This is a genomic window from Streptomyces sp. NPDC020845, assembly GCF_044334165.1.
In the GTDB taxonomy this organism is placed as follows: Bacteria; Actinomycetota; Actinomycetes; order Streptomycetales; family Streptomycetaceae; genus Streptomyces.
The window spans coordinates 165308-182870 of sequence record NZ_JBIRSJ010000021.1; the positions used below are offsets into that span (position 1 = coordinate 165308).

Annotated in this window: 18 protein-coding genes; 7 read left to right on the forward strand and 11 right to left on the reverse strand. The window is 71.9% G+C overall.

Annotated elements, in window-relative coordinates:
• Positions 1-22 precede the first annotated feature (22 nt).
• Positions 23-2473 carry a SpoIIE family protein phosphatase gene (locus ACH4U7_RS43925; RefSeq protein ID WP_398533372.1) on the forward strand — a complete coding sequence of 817 codons (2451 nt, stop codon included), beginning with the start codon at positions 23-25 and terminating at the stop codon, positions 2471-2473.
• Entirely contained in the window at positions 2470-4125 is a 1656-nt protein-coding gene (gene lnt, locus ACH4U7_RS43930) for an apolipoprotein N-acyltransferase (protein WP_398533373.1), read from the forward strand. The genes ACH4U7_RS43925 and lnt overlap by 4 nt, the downstream gene beginning before the upstream one ends.
• Here the strand turns inward: lnt and ACH4U7_RS43935 are convergent.
• Entirely contained in the window at positions 4085-5002 is a 918-nt protein-coding gene (locus ACH4U7_RS43935) for a Gfo/Idh/MocA family protein (protein WP_398533374.1), read from the reverse strand. The two genes, lnt and ACH4U7_RS43935, sit on opposite strands and share 41 nt — an antisense overlap.
• 186 nt (positions 5003-5188) lie before the next feature.
• Here ACH4U7_RS43935 and ACH4U7_RS43940 point away from each other — a divergent pair, with 186 nt between their 5' ends.
• Together ACH4U7_RS43940 and ACH4U7_RS43945 are read left to right on the forward strand one after the other, a co-directional pair.
• Positions 5189-5608, forward strand: a complete 420-nt coding sequence (locus ACH4U7_RS43940) for a hypothetical protein (protein ID WP_398533375.1) — start codon at positions 5189-5191, stop codon at positions 5606-5608.
• Positions 5605-7584, forward strand: coding sequence for an esterase-like activity of phytase family protein (locus tag ACH4U7_RS43945; protein ID WP_398533377.1), 1980 nt, complete (start codon positions 5605-5607; stop codon positions 7582-7584). The genes ACH4U7_RS43940 and ACH4U7_RS43945 overlap by 4 nt, the downstream gene beginning before the upstream one ends.
• Positions 7585-7619: 35 nt before the next feature.
• On the opposite strand, the gene ACH4U7_RS43950 is transcribed toward ACH4U7_RS43945, so the two are convergent.
• Entirely contained in the window at positions 7620-8135 is a 516-nt protein-coding gene (locus tag ACH4U7_RS43950; RefSeq protein WP_398533378.1) for a hypothetical protein, read from the reverse strand.
• Positions 8136-8212: 77 nt separating this feature from the next.
• On the reverse strand, positions 8213-9283 hold the full coding sequence (locus tag ACH4U7_RS43955; RefSeq protein ID WP_398533379.1) for a helix-turn-helix transcriptional regulator: 1071 nt from the start codon (positions 9281-9283) through the stop codon (positions 8213-8215).
• 108 nt (positions 9284-9391) lie between these two features.
• Between ACH4U7_RS43955 and ACH4U7_RS43960 the strand changes: the two genes are divergently transcribed.
• The gene (locus ACH4U7_RS43960) at positions 9392-9799 is read left to right on the forward strand and encodes a DUF3224 domain-containing protein (RefSeq protein WP_398533380.1); all 408 of its coding nucleotides are present in this window, start codon (positions 9392-9394) and stop codon (positions 9797-9799) included.
• An 18-nt stretch (positions 9800-9817) separates the two neighbouring features.
• Here the strand turns inward: ACH4U7_RS43960 and ung are convergent, their stop codons facing one another.
• From ung to ACH4U7_RS43990, 6 genes are all read right to left on the reverse strand, one after another.
• Positions 9818-10498: a uracil-DNA glycosylase gene (gene ung / locus ACH4U7_RS43965; protein ID WP_398533421.1), complete on the reverse strand. Its 681-nt coding sequence runs from the start codon at positions 10496-10498 to the stop codon at positions 9818-9820.
• A gap of 76 nt (positions 10499-10574) precedes the next feature.
• Positions 10575-11540 (reverse strand): aldo/keto reductase, encoded by a 966-nt coding sequence (locus tag ACH4U7_RS43970; RefSeq protein ID WP_398533422.1) that lies wholly within the window; start codon positions 11538-11540, stop codon positions 10575-10577.
• A 128-nt stretch (positions 11541-11668) separates the two neighbouring features.
• Positions 11669-12430, reverse strand: coding sequence for an SDR family oxidoreductase (locus tag ACH4U7_RS43975; RefSeq protein ID WP_398533381.1), 762 nt, complete (start codon positions 12428-12430; stop codon positions 11669-11671).
• Between the two features lie 17 nt (positions 12431-12447).
• Positions 12448-13209, reverse strand: coding sequence for a 3-oxoacyl-ACP reductase FabG (gene fabG, locus ACH4U7_RS43980; RefSeq protein WP_398533382.1), 762 nt, complete (start codon positions 13207-13209; stop codon positions 12448-12450).
• Positions 13210-13536: 327 nt separating this feature from the next.
• On the reverse strand, positions 13537-13932 hold the full coding sequence (locus tag ACH4U7_RS43985) for a DUF3037 domain-containing protein (RefSeq protein ID WP_358641955.1): 396 nt from the start codon (positions 13930-13932) through the stop codon (positions 13537-13539).
• Positions 13929-14762: a HipA family kinase gene (locus tag ACH4U7_RS43990; RefSeq protein WP_398533383.1), complete on the reverse strand. Its 834-nt coding sequence runs from the start codon at positions 14760-14762 to the stop codon at positions 13929-13931. Before ACH4U7_RS43990 ends, ACH4U7_RS43985 begins: the two co-directional genes overlap by 4 nt.
• A gap of 114 nt (positions 14763-14876) precedes the next feature.
• On the opposite strand from ACH4U7_RS43990, the gene ACH4U7_RS43995 reads away from it, so the two are divergent.
• Entirely contained in the window at positions 14877-15338 is a 462-nt protein-coding gene (locus ACH4U7_RS43995; RefSeq protein WP_398533384.1) for a Rieske (2Fe-2S) protein, read from the forward strand.
• 39 nt (positions 15339-15377) lie between these two features.
• Here ACH4U7_RS43995 and ACH4U7_RS44000 read toward each other — a convergent pair whose 3' ends face one another.
• Complete coding sequence (locus ACH4U7_RS44000) at positions 15378-16025, reverse strand: isochorismatase family protein (protein ID WP_398533385.1); 648 nt, start codon at positions 16023-16025, stop codon at positions 15378-15380.
• 120 nt (positions 16026-16145) lie between these two features.
• Between ACH4U7_RS44000 and ACH4U7_RS44005 the strand changes: the two genes are divergently transcribed.
• Complete coding sequence (locus ACH4U7_RS44005) at positions 16146-16607, forward strand: pyridoxamine 5'-phosphate oxidase family protein (protein WP_398533386.1); 462 nt, start codon at positions 16146-16148, stop codon at positions 16605-16607.
• A gap of 28 nt (positions 16608-16635) precedes the next feature.
• Here ACH4U7_RS44005 and ACH4U7_RS44010 read toward each other — a convergent pair whose 3' ends face one another.
• On the reverse strand, positions 16636-17544 hold the full coding sequence (locus tag ACH4U7_RS44010; protein WP_089511796.1) for a LysR family transcriptional regulator: 909 nt from the start codon (positions 17542-17544) through the stop codon (positions 16636-16638).
• Positions 17545-17563 lie beyond the last annotated feature (19 nt).

Here is a 17563-nt window from a genome sequence, read left to right on the forward strand (position 1 = left end):
ATCTCCGCAGATGGGACGGGCGATGACCAGCCCCGAGGGAATCGTTCCAACTGAAGCGCACGTCCCGTTCGACATGGCCGACGCGGCGACCGCGGTGGTCGACGCGGTGGGCGCCGTTGTCGGGTGGACCGCCGCCACAGAGCGTCTCCTCGGCTACCCGGCTGCCGAGGTGCTGAACAAGTCTGCCTCGATGCTGCTGGCCAGCCCCGAGGACGCGGTGACCGCGCAGGGCATCGCGGAGCAGTGCCGCGACCAGGGCAGCTGGGGCGGTCTGGTGACGCTGCGGCACCGCTCGGGGCGGCCGGTCGAGGTCGGCCTGCGGATCACCGGGGTCTCCCCGAGCTCCGAGTTCTGCGGGCGCAGCTGCTGGCTGGTCTCCGCGATCGATCTGTCGAAGATCCCCACCTGGGCGCTGAGCGGATCGCTGCTGGAGGCGTTTCTCGTCCGCTCGCCGATCGGCATGGCCGTCCTCAGCCCGGATCTGCGGTACGTATGGATGAACGACACGCTGGAGCGCTACGGCGGGGTGCCGCGCGACCAGCGGCTCGGCCGCCGGATGGCGGACTCCCTGCCCGGCCTGGACACGGCCGCGCTCGAGGCGCAGATGCGCAAGGTGCTCGAGAGCGGCAAACCGGTGATCGACTACGAGTACCGGGGCTGGACCATGGCCGATCCGTACCGCGAGCACGCGTACTCGACCTCCTTCTTCCGGCTCGACAACGCCGACGGCCACCCCGTGGGCGTGTGCTACATGGGCATGGACGTGACCGACCGATGGCGGGCGCGCGAGCGGCTGGCGCTGCTCAACGAGGCCAGCGCGAAGATCGGCAGCACCCTGGACGTGCTGCGGACCTCTCAGGAGCTGGCCGAGTTCGCCGTGCCGCGGCTGGCCGACTTCGTCACCGTCGACCTGCTGGAGTCGGTGCTGCACGGTGAAGAGCCCGTGGCGCCGTCGCAGCGGACGCTGCTCGCGTTCCGGCGAGCGGGACAGTCCTCCATCCGTGAAGGCACCCCCGAGTCCATCGCCGCGCTCGGCGATCCCATCTCCGTCTCTCCGACCTCGCCCTTCGCCTCCTGCTTCTTCTCCGGAGAACCCCTCCTGGACCCGGCGATGGACATCTCCGTCGCCGCGTGGACCGGAGACGACCCGGCCCGGGCCCAGAGGGTTCGCGAGTTCGGGATGCGCTCCCTGATGGTCGTGCCGATCCGCGCACGCGGCACCATCCTGGGCGTGGCCTCGTTCGTCCGCTCCCGCCTCCCGGACCCGTTCGAGGAGGACGATCTGCTGCTGGCCGAGGAGTTGGTCTCGCGGGCGGCGCTGTGCGTGGACAACGCCCGCCGCTACACTCGCGAGCACACCACGGCCCTGGCCCTCCAGCGGAGCCTGATGCCGCACAACCTGCCTGGCAGCCCGGCCCTGGAAGTGGCGTCGCGCTATCTGCCGACCGATATCCGCGACGGCGTGGGCGGCGACTGGTTCGATGTGATCCCGCTGTCCGGGGCCCGGGTGGCCCTCGTGGTCGGCGACGTGGTGGGGCACGGCATCAACGCCGCGGCCAGCATGGGCCGGCTGCGCACCGCGGTGCATACGCTCGCGGACATGGACCTGCCGCCGGAGGAACTGCTGGCCCACCTCGACGACCTGGTCATCCGGCTCGGCGAGGAGCGGGTGGGCGAGGAGGACATCGCCGCCGCGCTCATTGGCGCCACCTTCCTGTACGCGATCTACGACCCGGTCACCCGGCGGTGCACCATGGCCCGGGCCGGGCATCCGGTGCCCGCCCTCGTGGCCCCGGACGGCGAGGTCACCTTCCCCAGCCTGCCCGCCGGGCCGCCGCTCGGCCTGGGGTCGCTGCCCTTCGAGTCGGCCGAACTCGAGCTCCCGGAAGGCAGCCTGATCGCCCTCTACACCGACGGCCTCATCGAGACCTGCGACCAGGACATCGACGTCGGCCTGGCCCGCCTGAGCAACGCGCTCGCCCAGCCCGGCCTGCCCCTGGAAGACCTCTGCTCCACCGTGGTCGACACCCTGCTGACCAGACCGCCCTCCGACGACGTCGCCCTGCTGCTGGCCCGTACGCACTCCCTGAGCCCCGGCCATGTCGCCTCCTGGGACCTGCCCACCGACCCGGCCGTGGTCGCCAGCGCCCGCTCCCTGACGGTCCGCCAGCTCGCCGAGTGGGGCCTCGACGAGCTGATGACGACCTCGGAGCTGATCGTCAGCGAGCTGGTCACCAACGCCATCCGCCACGGCAGCGGGCCGATCCGGCTGCGCCTGATCCGGCACGACGTGCTGATCTGCGAGGTCGCCGACGCCAGCAACACCTCGCCGCGGCTGCGCCACGCCCGCACCACCGACGAGGGCGGCCGCGGCCTGTTCCTCGTCGCCCAGCTGGCCCGCCGCTGGGGCACCCGCTACACCGAGGGCGGCAAGCTCATCTGGGCCGAGCAGGACCTTCCGGCCCCGGCATGAGGCGCACCACGGCGCATCCGCGCCCTGTTCGTGATCGTGTCCCTCCCCCACACTGGACGCCAAAGTCAGAGAAGGGGGACGGCGTGCGGAAGTCGTTCGGCCGCGGGGGCGGGTGGCGAAGCCGGTGGCAGACCCGGTGGCGGGGCGGGCTCGCCTCCCCGTGGCCCCGCGGCGTCGCGGCGGTGCTGGCCGGGGCGCTGCCCGCGCTGACGTTTCCCGAGCCGTCGCTGTGGTGGCTGGCGTACGCGGCGCTGATGCCGTGGATCCTGCTGGCCCGCTCGGCCCCCACCGGCCGGCGGGCGGCCCTGGACGGCTGGCTGGGCGGGGCGGGGTTTCTGCTGGCGGTGCACCACTGGCTGATGCCGAGTCTGCATGTGTTCATCGTGGTGCTCGCTGCGCTGCTCGGGCTGTTGTGGCTGCCGTGGGGCTGGCTGGTGCGCAGGCTGCTGCACGGCCGGCCGGGCCCTGGCCGGGCGGCGGCGGCCCTGGTGCTGCTGCCCTCCGCGTGGCTGATGGCCGAGCTCGTACGGTCCTGGCAGTACCTGGGCGGGCCGTGGGGGCTGCTGGGAGCGAGCCAGTGGCAGGTGCCGCCCGCGCTGCGGGTGGCGTCGGTGGGCGGGGTGTGGCTGGTCAGCTTTCTGATCGTGGTGGTGAATGTCGCGCTGGCGCTGCTGGCCGCGGTGGCCGGGACGCGCCGGGTGGCGCTGGCCGGGGTCATGGCGTGTGTCGCGGCGGTCGCCGGGGTGTGGAGCTGGGCGTCGGTGCCCAGGCCGGCCGGTACGGCGCGGATCGCGGTGGTGCAGCCGGGCGTGATCAATGTCCCCGGACCGCGCTTCGACCGCGGCGAGCAGCTGACCCGGCAGCTGGCCGGCCGCCATCTCGACCTGGTCGTCTGGGGCGAGAGCAGCGTCGGCCAGGACCTGGCCGCGCGGCCGGACCTGGGCCGGCGGCTGGCCGCGCTGTCCCGGCGGGTCGGCGCGGATCTGCTGGTCAACGTGGACGCGCGGCGCAGCGACCGGCCGGGCATCTACAAGAGCTCGGTGCTGATGGGGCCGCACGGCCCCACCGGTGAGCGGTACGACAAGATGCGGCTGGTGCCGTTCGGCGAGTACATCCCGTTCCGGTCGGTGCTGGGCTGGGCCACCTCGGTGGGCAAGGCGGCGCCCGAGGACCGCAGGCGCGGCACGGAGCAGGTCGTGATGCGGCTGCCGGAGGGCCTGCGGATCGGGCCGCTGGTCTGCTTCGAGTCCGCGTTCCCCGATATGAGCCGCAATCTGGCGCGGGACGGGGCGCAGGTGCTGGTCGTACAGTCGGCGACCTCCACGTTCCAGCACAGCTGGGCGCCCGCCCAGCACGCCTCGCTGGCCGCGCTGCGCTCCGCGGAGACCTGGCGGCCGATGGTGCACGCGACCCTGTCCGGGGTGAGCGCGGTCTTCGGGCCGCGGGGCGAGCCGGTGGGCGGGCGGATGGGCACCGACACCAGTGCGGCCATGGTCTACGAGGTGCCGCTGGCCCGGGGCACCAGCCCGTATGTGCGGTCCGGGCCGTGGACCGTGTACGGGTCGCTGGCCGCGCTCGTCGCCTACTGCGCGGTGGAGGGCGCGGGTGCGGTCAGGCGCCGGCGGGACTCTGGTTCTCCAGCGCGTCCTTGACGACCCGCTCGCACAGCTCATGAGTGCGCAGCGCGTCCTCGGCGGTCAGCAGGGTGCCCGAGCGCACGGCGTCGAGGAAGGCCAGGGTGATCTGCTCGACACCGCGCTGCCGGGCGACCGACACCCAGTCGCCGCGGCGGCGCACGCTGGGCTGGCCCTTGTGGTCGACGATCTCCGCGAGGTTGAGGACCTGCCGCTTGGTGTCGGCCCCGGAGACCTCCAGGCTCTCCTCGGTGGAACCGCTCATCCGGTTCATGGTGCCGAGCGCGGTGAACCCGTCGCCCGACAGCTGGAGGACGACATGGTGCATCAGTCCGCCGCGGATCCGGGCGCGTACGTCGATGTGGTCGACCGGGCCGGGCGCGAGGAAGCGCAGCGTGTCGACGACGTGGATGAAGTCGTCGAGGACGACCGTGCGCGGATCCGCCGCGAGGCCGACGCGGTTCTTCTGCATCAGGATCAGATCGCGCGGATGGTCCAGGCACTGCGCATAGCCGGGCGCGTAGCGCCGGTTGAAGCCGACCATCAGGCTGACCTGGCGGCTTGCGGCAAGGTCGACCAGCCGCTCGCTGTCGGCCGGCTGGTAGGCGAGCGGCTTGTCGACATACGTCGGCACCCCGGCCTCCAGGAGCCGGGTGACGAGGGCTGCGTGCGCGGCCGTCGGGGCGTGGACGAAGGCGGCGTCGAGGTCCGCCGCGAGGAGTGCGTCCAGATCGGTGTGGCGGTGGGCCTCGGGGACGCGGTAGGCGTCGCCGACCCGCTGGAGGGTGGCGGGGGTGCGGGTGAGCAGATGCGGTTCGAGCCCGGGCCGGGCCATGAGCACAGGCAGATATGCCTTCTGGGCGATGTCCCCGAGCCCGATACAGCCCACCCTCATGCCGTCTCCCTCGTTCGTTCCGCCCCGGCAGCATACGGGGGGCGGTCGGCGATGCTGACTTTCCCGAGCGCGAACTGCGGAACTCCGGTGTGGTGTAAAGGAGTTACAAAAGTGCCTGATGTATCGTGGTAGGCGGCCGAGCTCTGCTGATCCCATCGCTTATGGCTCGATGAACGGGGTTGCGGAATGAATCTCCGGATAGTCATGCACGGCCCCCACAGTGGCGTTGAATTCCGTTCGCTCTACAAATGGCTGAGTCGGCACGGCGAGGAACTGCGCGCGGCCGGAATCCGGATGGGCGAGCCCGGCACTCCCCCGGGGCCTGAGGAGATGGGCGGGACCTTCGAGGTCGTGCAGTTCGTGGTCAACGCGCTGCCCGCGTACGGCGCGCTCGCGGTGGCCGTCGCGGCCTGGCGAGCCGATCATGAGCCTCGTTCCGGGGTGACCTTCGAGCGTGGCGGGCTGAAGGTCTCCTTCGACAGCGCCCAGTCGCTGAGCGAGGAGTCCGTACGGCAAGCGCTGCGCGAGCTGCTGGGCGACGCGGGGGACGACAGCCGGGACAGCGAGGAGAGCGAGCGCGGCGGACAGTCCGGGGACGCGGCATGACCAGCGAGGATGACACCAAAGAACGCGCGCCGGGCGAAGCCGTGGGAATGGACCCGAAGAAGTCGGCATGTGTCCTCATCGGGGTCAGCAAGTACCAGCACCTCCCCAATCTGCCCTCGGTGCCAGGAAACCTGGACGCGCTGAGCCGGCTGCTGACCGACCGTTCCGTGTGGGGACTGCCCGCGGACCGGATCGTGAGGGTGCCGGACCCGCAAGCGGCGGGAGATCTGACCGGGCCGATCTACGACGCGATCGAGCAGGCCCCCGACACGCTGATCGTCTACTACGCGGGTCACGGGCTGAAGACCCTTGAGGACGAGCAGCTCTATCTGACCGTGTCCAGCTCCCGGAGGAACCGGAGCGAGACCACCCTCGCGTACCGCCGGGTGCGGCAGATCCTGGAGTCCTGCCGGGACCGGGTCAAGCACCGGGTGGTCATCCTCGACTGCTGCCACAGCGGTCAGGCCCTGGACGGCATGGCCGTGTCCGAAGCAGCGCTGCAGGACGCGGAGCTGAGGACCAAGGGTTCGTATGTGCTCACCGCCACGGCCGCGGACGAGAAGGCGGTCGCCGACTCCACGAAGCGCTACACCGCCTTCAGCGGCGAGCTGATCAAGATCCTCCAGAACGGCGATCCGCGCCGCCCCGACCGGGAGCGGCTCTCCCTCGACGAGATCCACAAGCTGCTCGTCCAATCCCTGGACCTGCGCGCCCTCCCCATGCCGCGCAAGCAGGACCAGGACGGCGTCGGCGCCCTGCCGTTCGTCTGGAACCGGGCGTCCCGGCGCCCGCCGCGGCCCCCGGAATACTGGACCCGGCGCAGACGGGCCTGGGCCGGGCTGGCCCTGGCATCGACCCTGACGGCGGGGGCGGCGGCCGGCCACTGGGCGCCCGAGGTGTGGAGTTCGGATCCCGGGCGTGCGGCGATACCGGGGCCCTGCGGGGAGAAGAGCCACGCCACGCTGCTCGCCGTATCCGACCAGCTCGACGAACCCGGCTACGACGAGTTCCAGGGCAGCGAGGTGGCGGGGCTGTCCGCGCTGGCCCTCGCGGACGGGAACGGGCGCGCCTACGCGGTCCGGGACGAGACGCCCGCGCAGATCTTCACCCTCTCCCTCGGCTCCCCCGACGCGCTCCCCAACAAGCTGAACCCGCGCGTCACGGGTATGCGGGGGATCCGTAAGCCCGACAGGTCGAAGTTCACGACGTTCGACGGCGAGGGGCTGGTCGTGGAGAAGGGCGGGAAAACCGCCCTGGTGAGTTCCGAGAAAGGACCCGCCATCCGCCGGATCCGCCTCAGCAACGGCGGACAGATCGGCAAGGACCTGCCGCTGCCCAACACCTTCTATCCGCCGCCGCGCGGAGTGGCCGAGAGCACGCGGAATGTGGAATCCCTCGCCGTGACCCCGGATGGAACACTCCTCTACGCCGGGATGGAGGCGCCGCTGCTCGGCGACGAGGACATCCACGGCCGCCATCAGGTGCGGATCGAGCGCTACCGGGGCAGCTCGGGCGGGCGCTACGAACCCGACCGGCAGATCGGCTACCAGACCGAGGAGGGGCTCTACTTGAGCGAGCTGGTGGCCGTCGGGCCTGACCATCTGCTCGCCCTGGAGCGCGGCTACATCCGCGGCCTCGGCAACGGCGTACGGGTCTACGAGGTGGACCTCCGCGGCGCGGCGAACCTCACCGACACCGAGCATCTGGTCAAGGACGACAGCGACCGGATGGCGCACAAGACGCTGCTGGTCGACCTGGCCGACTGCCCTCCGGGCAATGTCCGGACGGACGACGACCAGCAGAACCCGCTGCTCGACAATGTCGAGGGGATGGCGCTCGGCCCCGCGATCCCGGCCGGCGGCAAGGCCAAGGTTCCCCAGGGCAGCCGCGCGCTGTATCTGATCTCGGACAACAACAGCAGGTCCGAGCAGACGACCCGGCTGTACGCGCTCGCCGTCTCCCTCCAGCGGTCCTGACCCCCGCCCTCACCCCCGCCGGGCTCCCCCTGCCCTCACCCCGGCGGGCCTCCCAACGGCGGCCCGCCCCCTGCCGCGCCCAGCCGCAGCGCGAGCCGGCGGATCGCGGTGCGTACGCCGTCGCCGTACGGGCCGTGGGACAGCCCCCGGGCGCTGGCCCGCGCCAGGGCGAGCTGGCCGCGGGCCGCCTCCCGCTGGCCGAGCTTCGCGTAGTCGGCCGCGAGGTTGAGGTGGAGGCTGGGGTAGAAGGCGCGCACCTTTGTGGCGGCGGGGCGGCCGTCCGCGCCGACGATCCGGTCCGCCGCGGCGAGCGCCAGCAGGTCCCACATCAGCTCGTCGGCCGGGTCGTCCTGAGTGTCGGCGATGTAGTGGGCGAGGGCGCAGCGGTGGAAGGGGTCGCCGCCGGCCCCGCCGTCGTGGACTTCCCGCCACAGCTCGGCCAGGCGGTTGCGCGCCTCCTCCCGGTCGCCGCCGCGGTGCAGCATGACGGCCTGCCCGATCCTGGTCGGCACCGCGTCGTCCTCGGACGCCCTGCGCCGTGCTCCCGCCATCGAGGCCTCCCGCTGTGCCGACACTCCTTCGAAACTAGCCGCAGCCGACGGCGATCCGAGGCAGCGCGCTCACGCACTCAGCCCGACGGGGCGTAGCGCTGGGCCAGTTCGGTGATGGTGCGCGCGACCGCCTCGCGCAGCTCGGGCGGACCGAGTACGTCGGCCTCCGCGCCCAGCCACAGCACGTCGTGGGTGGCGACGGGCAGCGACTCCACGGGCAGCACCACCCGCACCCGGCCGTCCGCGTCGGCCGGGCCCGCGGCCGCGACGGCGGCCTCTCCGGCCGCGCCGAACTTCATCGGGAGCAGCCGCAGTCCGCGCGGGGTGAGCAGCAGTTCCGCCTCGCCCTGGAAGCGCATCTCCTCCAGCCGCCGGGACGACTCCGCCCAGTGGGCGGCCAGGTCGAACCCGGTGGGGCGCTCGAAGGTCTCGTCCAGGACCTCGGCGTCCAGGATCCGCGACACGCGGTAGGTGCGCACGCTCTCCGCGCCGCTCTCCGTGCTCTCTACGCTCTCCGCACCCTCTGCGCTCTCTGCGCTCTCTGCGCTCTCTGCGCTCTCTGCGCTCTCTGCGCTCTCTGCGCGCGCCACCAGGTACCAGATGCCGCCCTTGAGGACCAGGCCCAGCGGATGGAGCTTCCGCCGCACCTCGCCGCGCCAGCGGCGGTAGTCCACGCGCAGCGCCCGCGGCCGCCATACCGCCTCGGCGACCGCGCCGAGGTGGGGCACCTCCTCGGCGTCGCGGAACCAGCCGGGCGCGTCCAGGTGGAAGCGCTCCTGGATGCGCCGGGACCGCTCCCCCAGCTCCGCCGGGAGCGCGGCCCGCAGCTTGAGCTGGGCGGTGGCCAGGTCGGCGCCGAGGCCCAGCTCGGCGGCCGGGCCCGGCATCCCGGCCAGGAAGAGGGAGTCGGCCTCGTCGCCGGTGAGCCCGGTCAGCCGGGTGCGGTAGCCGTCGAGCAGCCGGTAGCCGCCGGCCGGGCCCCGGTCGGCGTAGATCGGAATGCCGGACGCGCCGAGCGCGTCGATGTCGCGGTAGACCGTGCGGACCGAGATCTCCAGCTCCTCGGCGAGCTCAGGCGCGGTCATCCGCCCCCGGTTCTGCAGCAGCAGGAGCAGTGAGAGGAGACGGTCGGCGCGCATGGCTCCCATTGTGCCGCCGTACCTGACAAAAGATGTCAGGTACGGCGGGCAACGTACTCCTCGGCCCGCGCGGCACGGATCACGCGGAGCCCCCAGAACCATCGGAAGGACACCCGCATGACCACGCACGCCACCGGCACGTTCACCTACGCCAACTGGGAGGAGAGCTCCGTCGGCGAGGCCGGTGACACCCCGAGGCTGGCCCACGCCACGGTCACCAACAGCTTCTCCGGGACCTTGGAGGCGGAGCGCACCACCTGCGAGTACGCGATCACCTATCTGCCCGGGAAGACCGGCGTCTGCACCGGCTACGAGCTGGTGACCGGCACCCTCGGCGGGCGCACCGGCAGCTTCGTCTTCGTACAGCACGGCACCTTCGGCGAGGACGGCAAGGTCCATTGCTCACTGGAGGTGGTGCCCGGCTCGGGCACCGGCGAGCTGGCCGGGCTCAGCGGCAAGGGCGGCTATGTCGCCGTACCCGGCGAGCAGGCCATCCCGTACGACTTCGAGTACGAGCTGGCCTGACGCCCGGCCCGGCGGAAGTCACCCGGCCTGGGCGGCCAGGTTCGGGATCCGCCAGTCGACGGGCGCGTGCCCCTGGGCCTTGATCGCCTCGTCGATCTGGGTGAAGGGGCGGGAGCCGAAGAACTTCTTCGCCGACAGCGGCGAGGGGTGCGCGCCCTTCACCACGGCGTGCCGCTCCTCGTCGATCAGCGGCAGCTTCTTCTGCGCGTAGTTCCCCCACAGCACGAAGACGGCCGGGTCGGGGCGGGAAGCCACGGCGCGGATCACCGCATCGGTGAACTTCTCCCACCCCTTGCTCTTGTGGGAGTTGGCCTCGCCGGCCCGGACCGTCAGCACCGCGTTGAGCAGCAGCACGCCCTGCTGGGCCCACGGCATCAGATAGCCGTTGTCCGGGATCGGGTGGCCGAGCTCCGCCTGCATCTCCTTGTAGATGTTCCGCAGCGACGGCGGGGTCTTGACGCCGGGGCGCACCGAGAAGCACAGCCCGTGCCCCTGGCCCTCGCCGTGGTACGGGTCCTGCCCGAGGATCAACACCTTCACCTGGTCGTACGGAGTGGCCTCCAGGGCGGCGAAGACCTCCTCACGCGGCGGGTAGACGGGACCCTTGGCCCGCTCCTCCTCGACGAACTCGGTGAGCTCCTTGAAGTAGGGCTTGTCCAGCTCCTCGCCGAGGACGCCGCGCCAGGACTCGGGCAGCATGTCGGTCACGTCAACAACCTCCGGTGTTCGTTCTCTTGACGTGCCCCAGAACCTACCGGCGACCACCGACAACGGCTCAGGCGGCATCCAGCTTCGCCCGCAGCTCTGGGCCGAGGTCCAGGTCGACGGCGCCCAGCGCCTCCTCCAGCTGGGCCACGGAGCTCACCCCGAGCACCGGGATCACCGGCTTGCGCGCCCCCATGAGCCAGGCGAGCACCACCTGGTTCGGGGTCGCGCCGGTCTCCTTCGCCACCTCGCGCAGCGCACTCAGCCGCCGCTCGGTGCCCGGGTGGTCGTACTGCTCCAGGATGCGCTTGTCGTCGCGGGTGTACGCGCCGTGGATCAGTGAACCGTACGCCAGCAGCGTCATGTCCTCCTGGGTGCCGATGTACTCGACGAGGTCGATGCCCGCGAAGCCCTGGGTGCCGAAATCGGCCCCGGGCCGCGGCTGGAGGTAGGTGTAGCGCTGCTGGACGCAGCTGTAGCGGGCCAGACCGCGGTCGGCGGCGTACTGCCGGGCCGCCGACACCGCCCAGGAGGCGTGGTTGCTGCAGCCCAGGACGGTGACGCTGCCCTGGGCGACGAGCTCGGCGAACGCGCCGACGGTCTCCTCCATCGGCACCGTGCGGTCCTCGATATGCGCGTAGTACAGGTCGACTCGGTCGGTGCCAAGACGCCGCAGGCTGCCCTCGATGCCGCCGCGTACGGTGTCGGCGGCCAGCCCCTGCCAGTTGGCGGGCCACTCGCTGCCCCGCGCGGGGTCGGGCCGGGCGCCGACCTTGGTGGCGACCACGGTGTTCTCGCGCCGGCCGCGGCTGCGCATCCAGCGGCCGAGCAGTTCCTCGCTCTCGTTCCCGGTGCCGCCCGGCGCCCAGATCGAGTAGTTGTTGGCGGTGTCGACGAAGGTCCCGCCCGCCTCGGCGAAGCGGTCGAGGACGGCGAAGGACGTCTCCTCGTCGACGGTGCTGCCGAACGGGAGAATGCCCAGGCACAGGGCGCTCACCTCGGGCCCGGCGCCGCCGGCCAGGGTCAGATAACGCATCGTACGCATCTCTCCTCATACAGAAGTCCGCGGAAGTCCGCGGAAGTCCCCGGAAGCCTCAGGTGCCGGACCCGGTCGGATCCGACACCTGAGACTGTGCTCCTTGGAGTGCGCGCCAACGCAAGCCCTCAGCCGACTCCGGCGTTGAGGAAGATGCCGCCGTCGACCACGAGCGTCTGCCCGGTCATCCAGGCCGCCTGGTCGGAGGTGAGGAACGCGGCCACGCCGCCGATGTCCTCGGGCACGCCCAGCCGCCCCAGCGGGTACGCCGCGGCGGCCTCCTCCTCGCGCCCCTCGTACAGCGCGGCGGCGAACTTGGTCTTCACCACGGCCGGGGCGATGGCGTTGACCCGCACCCCGGGCGCGAACTCATGGGCGAGCTGCGCGGTGAGGTTGATCATGGCGGCCTTGCTCACGCCGTACGCCGCTATGAAGGGCGAGGTCGAAATGCCGGCGACCGAGGCTATGTTGACGATCGCCCCGCCGTTCTCCTTCTGCCACGCCTTCCAGACCTGCTGGGCGAGGCCGAGCGCCGAGACGACATTGGTCTCGAACACCTTGCGCAGCACGCCCAGGTCGAGGTCGGCGATCGGCCCGAAGACCGGGTTGGTGCCGGCGTTGTTGATGAGGAAGTCCAGCCGCCCGAACGCCTCCATCGCCCGCTCGACGGCGACGGCCTGATGCGCCTCGTCGTGCGCCTTGCCGGCCACGGCGATCACCCGGTCGGAGCCCAGCCGCTCGACGGCCTCCTCGAGTGCGTCCTCGTTGCGCCCGGTGATGCACACCCGGTCGCCGCGCGCCACCAGCGCCTCGGCTATGCCGTAGCCGATGCCGCGGCTCGCGCCCGTGATGAGCGCGGCGCGGCCGCTGTCCGAAGTTTCCGCGGTCATGTGGTCGGTGTCTCCCGTCAGTTGAGCGGGCCGCCGGCCACGTACAGGACCTGGCCGGAGACGAATCCGGCCGCGTCACCGGTGAAGAAGGCGATGGCGTTGGCGATGTCGTCGGGCTTGCCGACCCGGCGCACCGGGATCTGGCTCGCGGCGGCCTCCTGGAACTCCTCGAACCCCATGCCGACACGCGCGGCGGTGGCGGCGGTCATATCGGTGGCGATGAAGCCGGGCGCCACGGCGTTGGCGGTGACGCCGAACTTGCCGAGCTCGATGGCCAGGGTCTTGGTGAAGCCCTGGAGGCCGGCCTTGGCCGCGGAGTAGTTGACCTGTCCGCGGTTGCCGAGGGCCGAGCTGCTGGAGAGGTTGACGATCCGGCCGTACTCCGCGTCCACCATGTACTTCTGGCAGGCGCGCGACATCAGGAACGCGCCCCGCAGATGGACGCCGATGACGGTGTCCCAGTCGGTGTCGCTCATCTTGAAGAGCAGATTGTCGCGGAGCACGCCCGCGTTGTTGACGAGGATCACCGGCGCGCCGAGCTCTTCGGCGACTCGCCCGACCGCGGTCTCCACCTGGGCCGCGTCGGACACGTCGCAGCCCACGGCGATGGCGGTGCCGCCCGCCTCGGTGATTTTCTGCACGGTGTCCGCGCAGGACGCCTCGTCGAGGTCGAGCACGGCGACGGCGCGGCCCTCCTGCGCCAGGCGCACGGCGGTGGCCGCGCCGATGCCGCGGGCGGCGCCCGTCACGATGGCGACGCGCTGCTCGGTGGTGGACATGCGGGTTCTCCTCGCCTCGGTGGGGCTCACCGCCCGGACGACGAAGGCGGTGAGCGACCGCTTAGTCGCTTCAGCGTACGAGACGCTAGAAGGCCCGCTACGCCATGTCAACGACCGGGCGACCCCATGCCCCCTGCCGGCCAGCGAGCGAGCCAAAGGGCGCGCCGCCCGCGCCGGAGGCGCTGATGTGTGCTGTGAAAAGGAGGAGGCACAGGGAGCTCGGGCTGCACTGGATATGCGGCTCCGCCGCGCGAGCGACCGAAGCCGACGACTGTCGACATCGGGTCCGAGCGCCCGGAGGCGAGCCGAGTGCAAAAAAAAGGGGGCTCAGCGCACGAGGAGGTCCAGCAGGCGCTCGGTCTCCGCCTCCGCGTCACGGGTCAGACCGGTGTGCACCGGGCCCGGCTGGACGACCGTGGAGCGGGGGGCGACCAGCCAGCGGAAGCGGCGCCCCGCGTCGTCGCCGGCGGCCTGCCCGGCCCGCTCGCCGCCGCAGCACACGTTCTCCACGGCCGCGAGGGCCGCCCGTACGCCCGCCACATCCGCCTCGGGGTCCAGCGCGAGCAGCCGGGCCTCGTCCAGGTGGGTTCGGGCCGCCACGAAGGACTGGGCCCGGCAGTACACCACGACACCCGCATTGATCTGCTCGCCGCGCTCGACCCTCGGTACCACGCGCAGCAGCGCGTACTCGAAGACCTCCCGGCCGCCCGTCCGCCCGCTCACTCCGACGCCTTTCCCTCGACCCAGATCCGCAGCCACTCCGGGGCCTGGGACGGCTTGTCCCCATGCGGCGGCCGCTGGTCGCCGAGGGTGATCCGGTCGCTGATCGTAGCGGCGCGCTCCAGCAGCAGTTCGACATAGCGGCGGCGCACCGCGTCCGGGCCGTCGAAGCCGGGCTCGTCGACCAGCCACTCGTCGGGGACGTCGGCCGCGACCTCGGTCAGCAGTTCCTCGGTGATCCGCGGCGCCAGGGCCTCGGCGGCCGCCGCGATGTCCGGGTTGAAGGGCGCCAGGGCGTGGTCGGAGGCGTCGTAGGGCTTGGCGGCCACCGCGTCGGCGCCGCGCCAGCTGTGGTGCCAGATCATCGTGGCGCCGTGGTCGATGAGCCACAGCCGACCGTGCCAGACCAGCATGTTCGGATTGCGCCAGGACCTGTCGACGTTGCCGATGAGCGCGTCGAACCACACCACATGCCCGGCCTCGGCGGGGCCCACCCCGAACGCCAGCGGGTCGAAGCCCAGCGAGCCGGGGAGGTAGTCCATACCGAGGTTGAGCCCGCCGCTGGCCTTGAGCAGGTCCTGGACCTCCTCGTCCGGCTCGGCCAGGCCGATCACCGGGTCGAGCTGGATCCGCACCAGGTCCGGGACGCGCAGCCCGAGCCGGTGGCCCAGCTGCCCGCAGATGACCTCGGCGACCAGGGTCTTGCGGCCCTGCCCGGCGCCGGTGAACTTCATGACGTAGGTGCCGAGGTCGTCGGCCTCGACGATGCCGGGCAGCGATCCGCCTTCACGCAGCGGTGTGACATACCGGGTGGCGGTGACTTCAGGGAGCATTCGCCCAGCCTATTGAGCGGCGCAAACGCATTTCGCGGCGGCTGAACGCCCGGGGTGCCCCGCACGTATTCTCTTGCGGATTGCGGAAACGTACCCTCACCAGGAGGCACCACCATGGCGGAACCGGCGATCACCGGGCGACCCACCACCACCCGCCGCGCCTTTATGACCGCGTGTGGAGCGGCCGGGCTCGCCGCCGCGCTCGCGGCGTGCGGCAGCGACGGCGACTCCGGGTCGGAAGCGTCGAAGAGCAGCGGAGCCGGCGACTCGGGCCAGACCGGCGGGGGCGGCATGGAGCTGGCGAAGACCTCCGACATCCCCGAGGGCGGCGGGAAGGTCTTCAAGGACCACGAGGTCGTGGTGACCCAGCCCAAGGCGGGCGAGTTCAAGGCGTTCTCGTCGGTGTGCCCCCACATGGGAAAGCCGCTCGGGGATGTCTCCGGCGGCACGATCAACTGTCCCTTCCACGGGAGCAAGTTCAACATCACCGACGGCGGCGTGAAGCACGGCCCGGCGACCAAGGCGCTGACCCCCGCGGAGATCAAGGTGCAGGGCGACACCATCTCCATGGCCTGATCAGCGCGCTCCATGGCCTGACCAGCGCGGCCACGGGCCTCACCGCGCCCGGGACCGGCGCCAGCAGGCGATGATCTCCTCGGCCGTGGTGACCGTGGCGACGAGGGCGAGGGTGTTACGGATCACCGCCGGGGTGTAGTCGACGGGCACCCCGACGATGGCATCGGCGGGTACCACGGCCGTATAGCCGAGGTTGACCGCGTCGAAGACCGCGTTGGGTATCGCCACATTGGCCGACACGCCGGTGATGACGAGGGTGCGGCAGCCCAGGTTGCGCAGCAGCGCGTCCACGTCCGTCCCGGCGATCGGCGACAGGCCGTGCAGCCGCCGCACGATCAGGTCCTCGGCCGCGACCGGGATCGGCTCGGCGATCCGTACCGCCTCGCTGCCGCTCAGCTGCCGCACCGGCAGTCGCTCGGCGGCCCGGAACAGCCGCGCGTTACGGTTCGCGCCACGCCCGTCGGCGCGCCGCTCGGCCACCGCGTGCAGCACCTGTACGGGCGTGTCGTGCGCCGCCGACACCAGGCGCGCCACCGTGTCGAGCGCGCCCGTCTCGCGGGCGGCGGCGGCCAGTTCGGGCAGGGCGCCATCCGGGCCGACCACCCCGCGCTGGCACTCCACGGTGAGCAGCGCGCAGGTGGCGGGGGTCAGCAGCTCGGACAGGGTTTCGCGGGCGTACGAGGGCATGGTTGGCCTCCTGCGGGCGGCGGGCCGATCCGGCCGCGCGAGGCTAGTGGTCATTGCGCATGGAAGGAAGAGGCCGCATCCTGTGCGGCACACACCAGTCACCGGGAGGTGCCGGGACCGATGGCCGTGACCCAGCGGCGGGGCCGCCGCATCATGATGACCCAGGCGGAGTTGGACGCCTACCTCGCCGAGCAGCGCACCTGCCGGGTGGCGACGGTCTCGGCGGACGGGCGGCCGCATATCAGCCCGCTGTGGTTCGGCTGGGACGGCGGCTCGCTGTGGCTGTACTCGCTGACCCGCAGCCGCCGCTGGGCACAGCTGCTGCGGGACCCCCGGGTCGCCGTGGTGATCGACGACGGGCATGAGTACGGGGAGCTGCGCGGCGTCGAGCTGGCCGGCCGGGTGGCGATCGTCGGCGAGGCGCCGCGCACCGGCGAGCCGTGCCCGGAGCTCGACACGCCCGAGCGGCTGTTCGCGGCCAAGTACTTCGGGCTGTCCGCCATGCCGTACGACGGCCGCCACGCGTGGCTGCGGCTGACGCCCGACACGATCAATTCCTGGGACTTCCGCAAGCTCCCCTAGGCCGTCTCAACAGGCCCCTCAGCCCCGCTCAGCCGCCGAACCGCTCCCCCACCCCCCGCAGAACGTCGACCGCCGCCCGGATCGAGGGCCTGCGGTCGGCGTCCGCGCGCCAGATCGCGTAGACATGGCGCCGCATGGTGTGCTGGCGCACCGGCACCACCCGCACCCCCTCGGGCACCACGCCGCGGCCCAGCCGGGGCACCACGGCGACGCCGAGCCCGGCGGCGATCAGCGCGAGCTGGGTGTGGTGCTCCCGCGCGGTGTGGCAGATGCGCGGTTCGAGGCCCTTGCCGCGCAGGGTGATCATCAGCCAGTCGAAGCAGAACCCGCCCTGGGGCCAGGAGATCCACTCGTCGTCCGCGAACTCCTCCGGGTCCACCGCCTCCCGGTCGGCCAGCGGGTGGTCGGCGGGCATCGCCAGATCCACCGGGTCGTCCAGCAGCGGCGCCTTGACCAGCCCGTCGGGCATCGGCAGCGGCTTGTTGTACCAGTCCAGGACGACCGCGAGGTCGATATCGCCGCGGACCACCGCGGGCACCGACTCATCGGGCTCCATCTCCTGGAGCCGGGCCCGCAGCTTGGGGTGGGCGATGCGCAGCCTGGACAGGACGTCGGGGAAGATGCCTCGGACGGCGGTGGGGAACGCGCCCATCATCAGCTCCCCGACCGCCTGGCCGCGCTGTGCCTCGAGGTCGGCCTGGGCCAGCTCGACCTGGGAGAGGATGCGCGCCGCGTGATCGGCGAGCAGCCGCCCGGCGTCGGTGAGCCGCACGCCGCGGCCGTTCTTGGCGAGCAGTTGCTGCCCGGTCTCGCGCTCCAGTTTGGCCAGCTGCTGAGAGACGGCCGAGGTCGTGACGTGCAGCCCTTCGGCGGCGCCGCTCACGGAGCCGTGGCGGGACACGGCATACAGCGTACGGAGGCGTTCCAGGTTCAACATGTAAGAGATGCTACGCGAT

Bases quoted from the DNA above. Each gene is read 5' to 3' on its own strand.
- ACH4U7_RS43925 (WP_398533372.1), top strand. From the start codon at position 23: ATGACCAGCCCCGAGGGAATCGTTCCAACTGAAGCGCACGTCCCGTTC.
- lnt (WP_398533373.1), top strand. From the start codon at position 2,470: ATGAGGCGCACCACGGCGCATCCGCGCCCTGTTCGTGATCGTGTCCCT.
- ACH4U7_RS43935 (WP_398533374.1), bottom strand. From the start codon at position 5,002: ATGAGGGTGGGCTGTATCGGGCTCGGGGACATCGCCCAGAAGGCATAT.
- ACH4U7_RS43940 (WP_398533375.1), top strand. From the start codon at position 5,189: ATGAATCTCCGGATAGTCATGCACGGCCCCCACAGTGGCGTTGAATTC.
- ACH4U7_RS43945 (WP_398533377.1), top strand. From the start codon at position 5,605: ATGACCAGCGAGGATGACACCAAAGAACGCGCGCCGGGCGAAGCCGTG.
- ACH4U7_RS43950 (WP_398533378.1), bottom strand. From the start codon at position 8,135: ATGGCGGGAGCACGGCGCAGGGCGTCCGAGGACGACGCGGTGCCGACC.
- ACH4U7_RS43955 (WP_398533379.1), bottom strand. From the start codon at position 9,283: ATGGGAGCCATGCGCGCCGACCGTCTCCTCTCACTGCTCCTGCTGCTG.
- ACH4U7_RS43960 (WP_398533380.1), top strand. From the start codon at position 9,392: ATGACCACGCACGCCACCGGCACGTTCACCTACGCCAACTGGGAGGAG.
- ung (WP_398533421.1), bottom strand. From the start codon at position 10,498: ATGCTGCCCGAGTCCTGGCGCGGCGTCCTCGGCGAGGAGCTGGACAAG.
- ACH4U7_RS43970 (WP_398533422.1), bottom strand. From the start codon at position 11,540: ATGCGTTATCTGACCCTGGCCGGCGGCGCCGGGCCCGAGGTGAGCGCC.
- ACH4U7_RS43975 (WP_398533381.1), bottom strand. From the start codon at position 12,430: ATGACCGCGGAAACTTCGGACAGCGGCCGCGCCGCGCTCATCACGGGC.
- fabG (WP_398533382.1), bottom strand. From the start codon at position 13,209: ATGTCCACCACCGAGCAGCGCGTCGCCATCGTGACGGGCGCCGCCCGC.
- ACH4U7_RS43990 (WP_398533383.1), bottom strand. From the start codon at position 14,762: ATGCTCCCTGAAGTCACCGCCACCCGGTATGTCACACCGCTGCGTGAA.
- ACH4U7_RS43995 (WP_398533384.1), top strand. From the start codon at position 14,877: ATGGCGGAACCGGCGATCACCGGGCGACCCACCACCACCCGCCGCGCC.
- ACH4U7_RS44000 (WP_398533385.1), bottom strand. From the start codon at position 16,025: ATGCCCTCGTACGCCCGCGAAACCCTGTCCGAGCTGCTGACCCCCGCC.
- ACH4U7_RS44005 (WP_398533386.1), top strand. From the start codon at position 16,146: ATGGCCGTGACCCAGCGGCGGGGCCGCCGCATCATGATGACCCAGGCG.
- ACH4U7_RS44010 (WP_089511796.1), bottom strand. From the start codon at position 17,544: ATGTTGAACCTGGAACGCCTCCGTACGCTGTATGCCGTGTCCCGCCAC.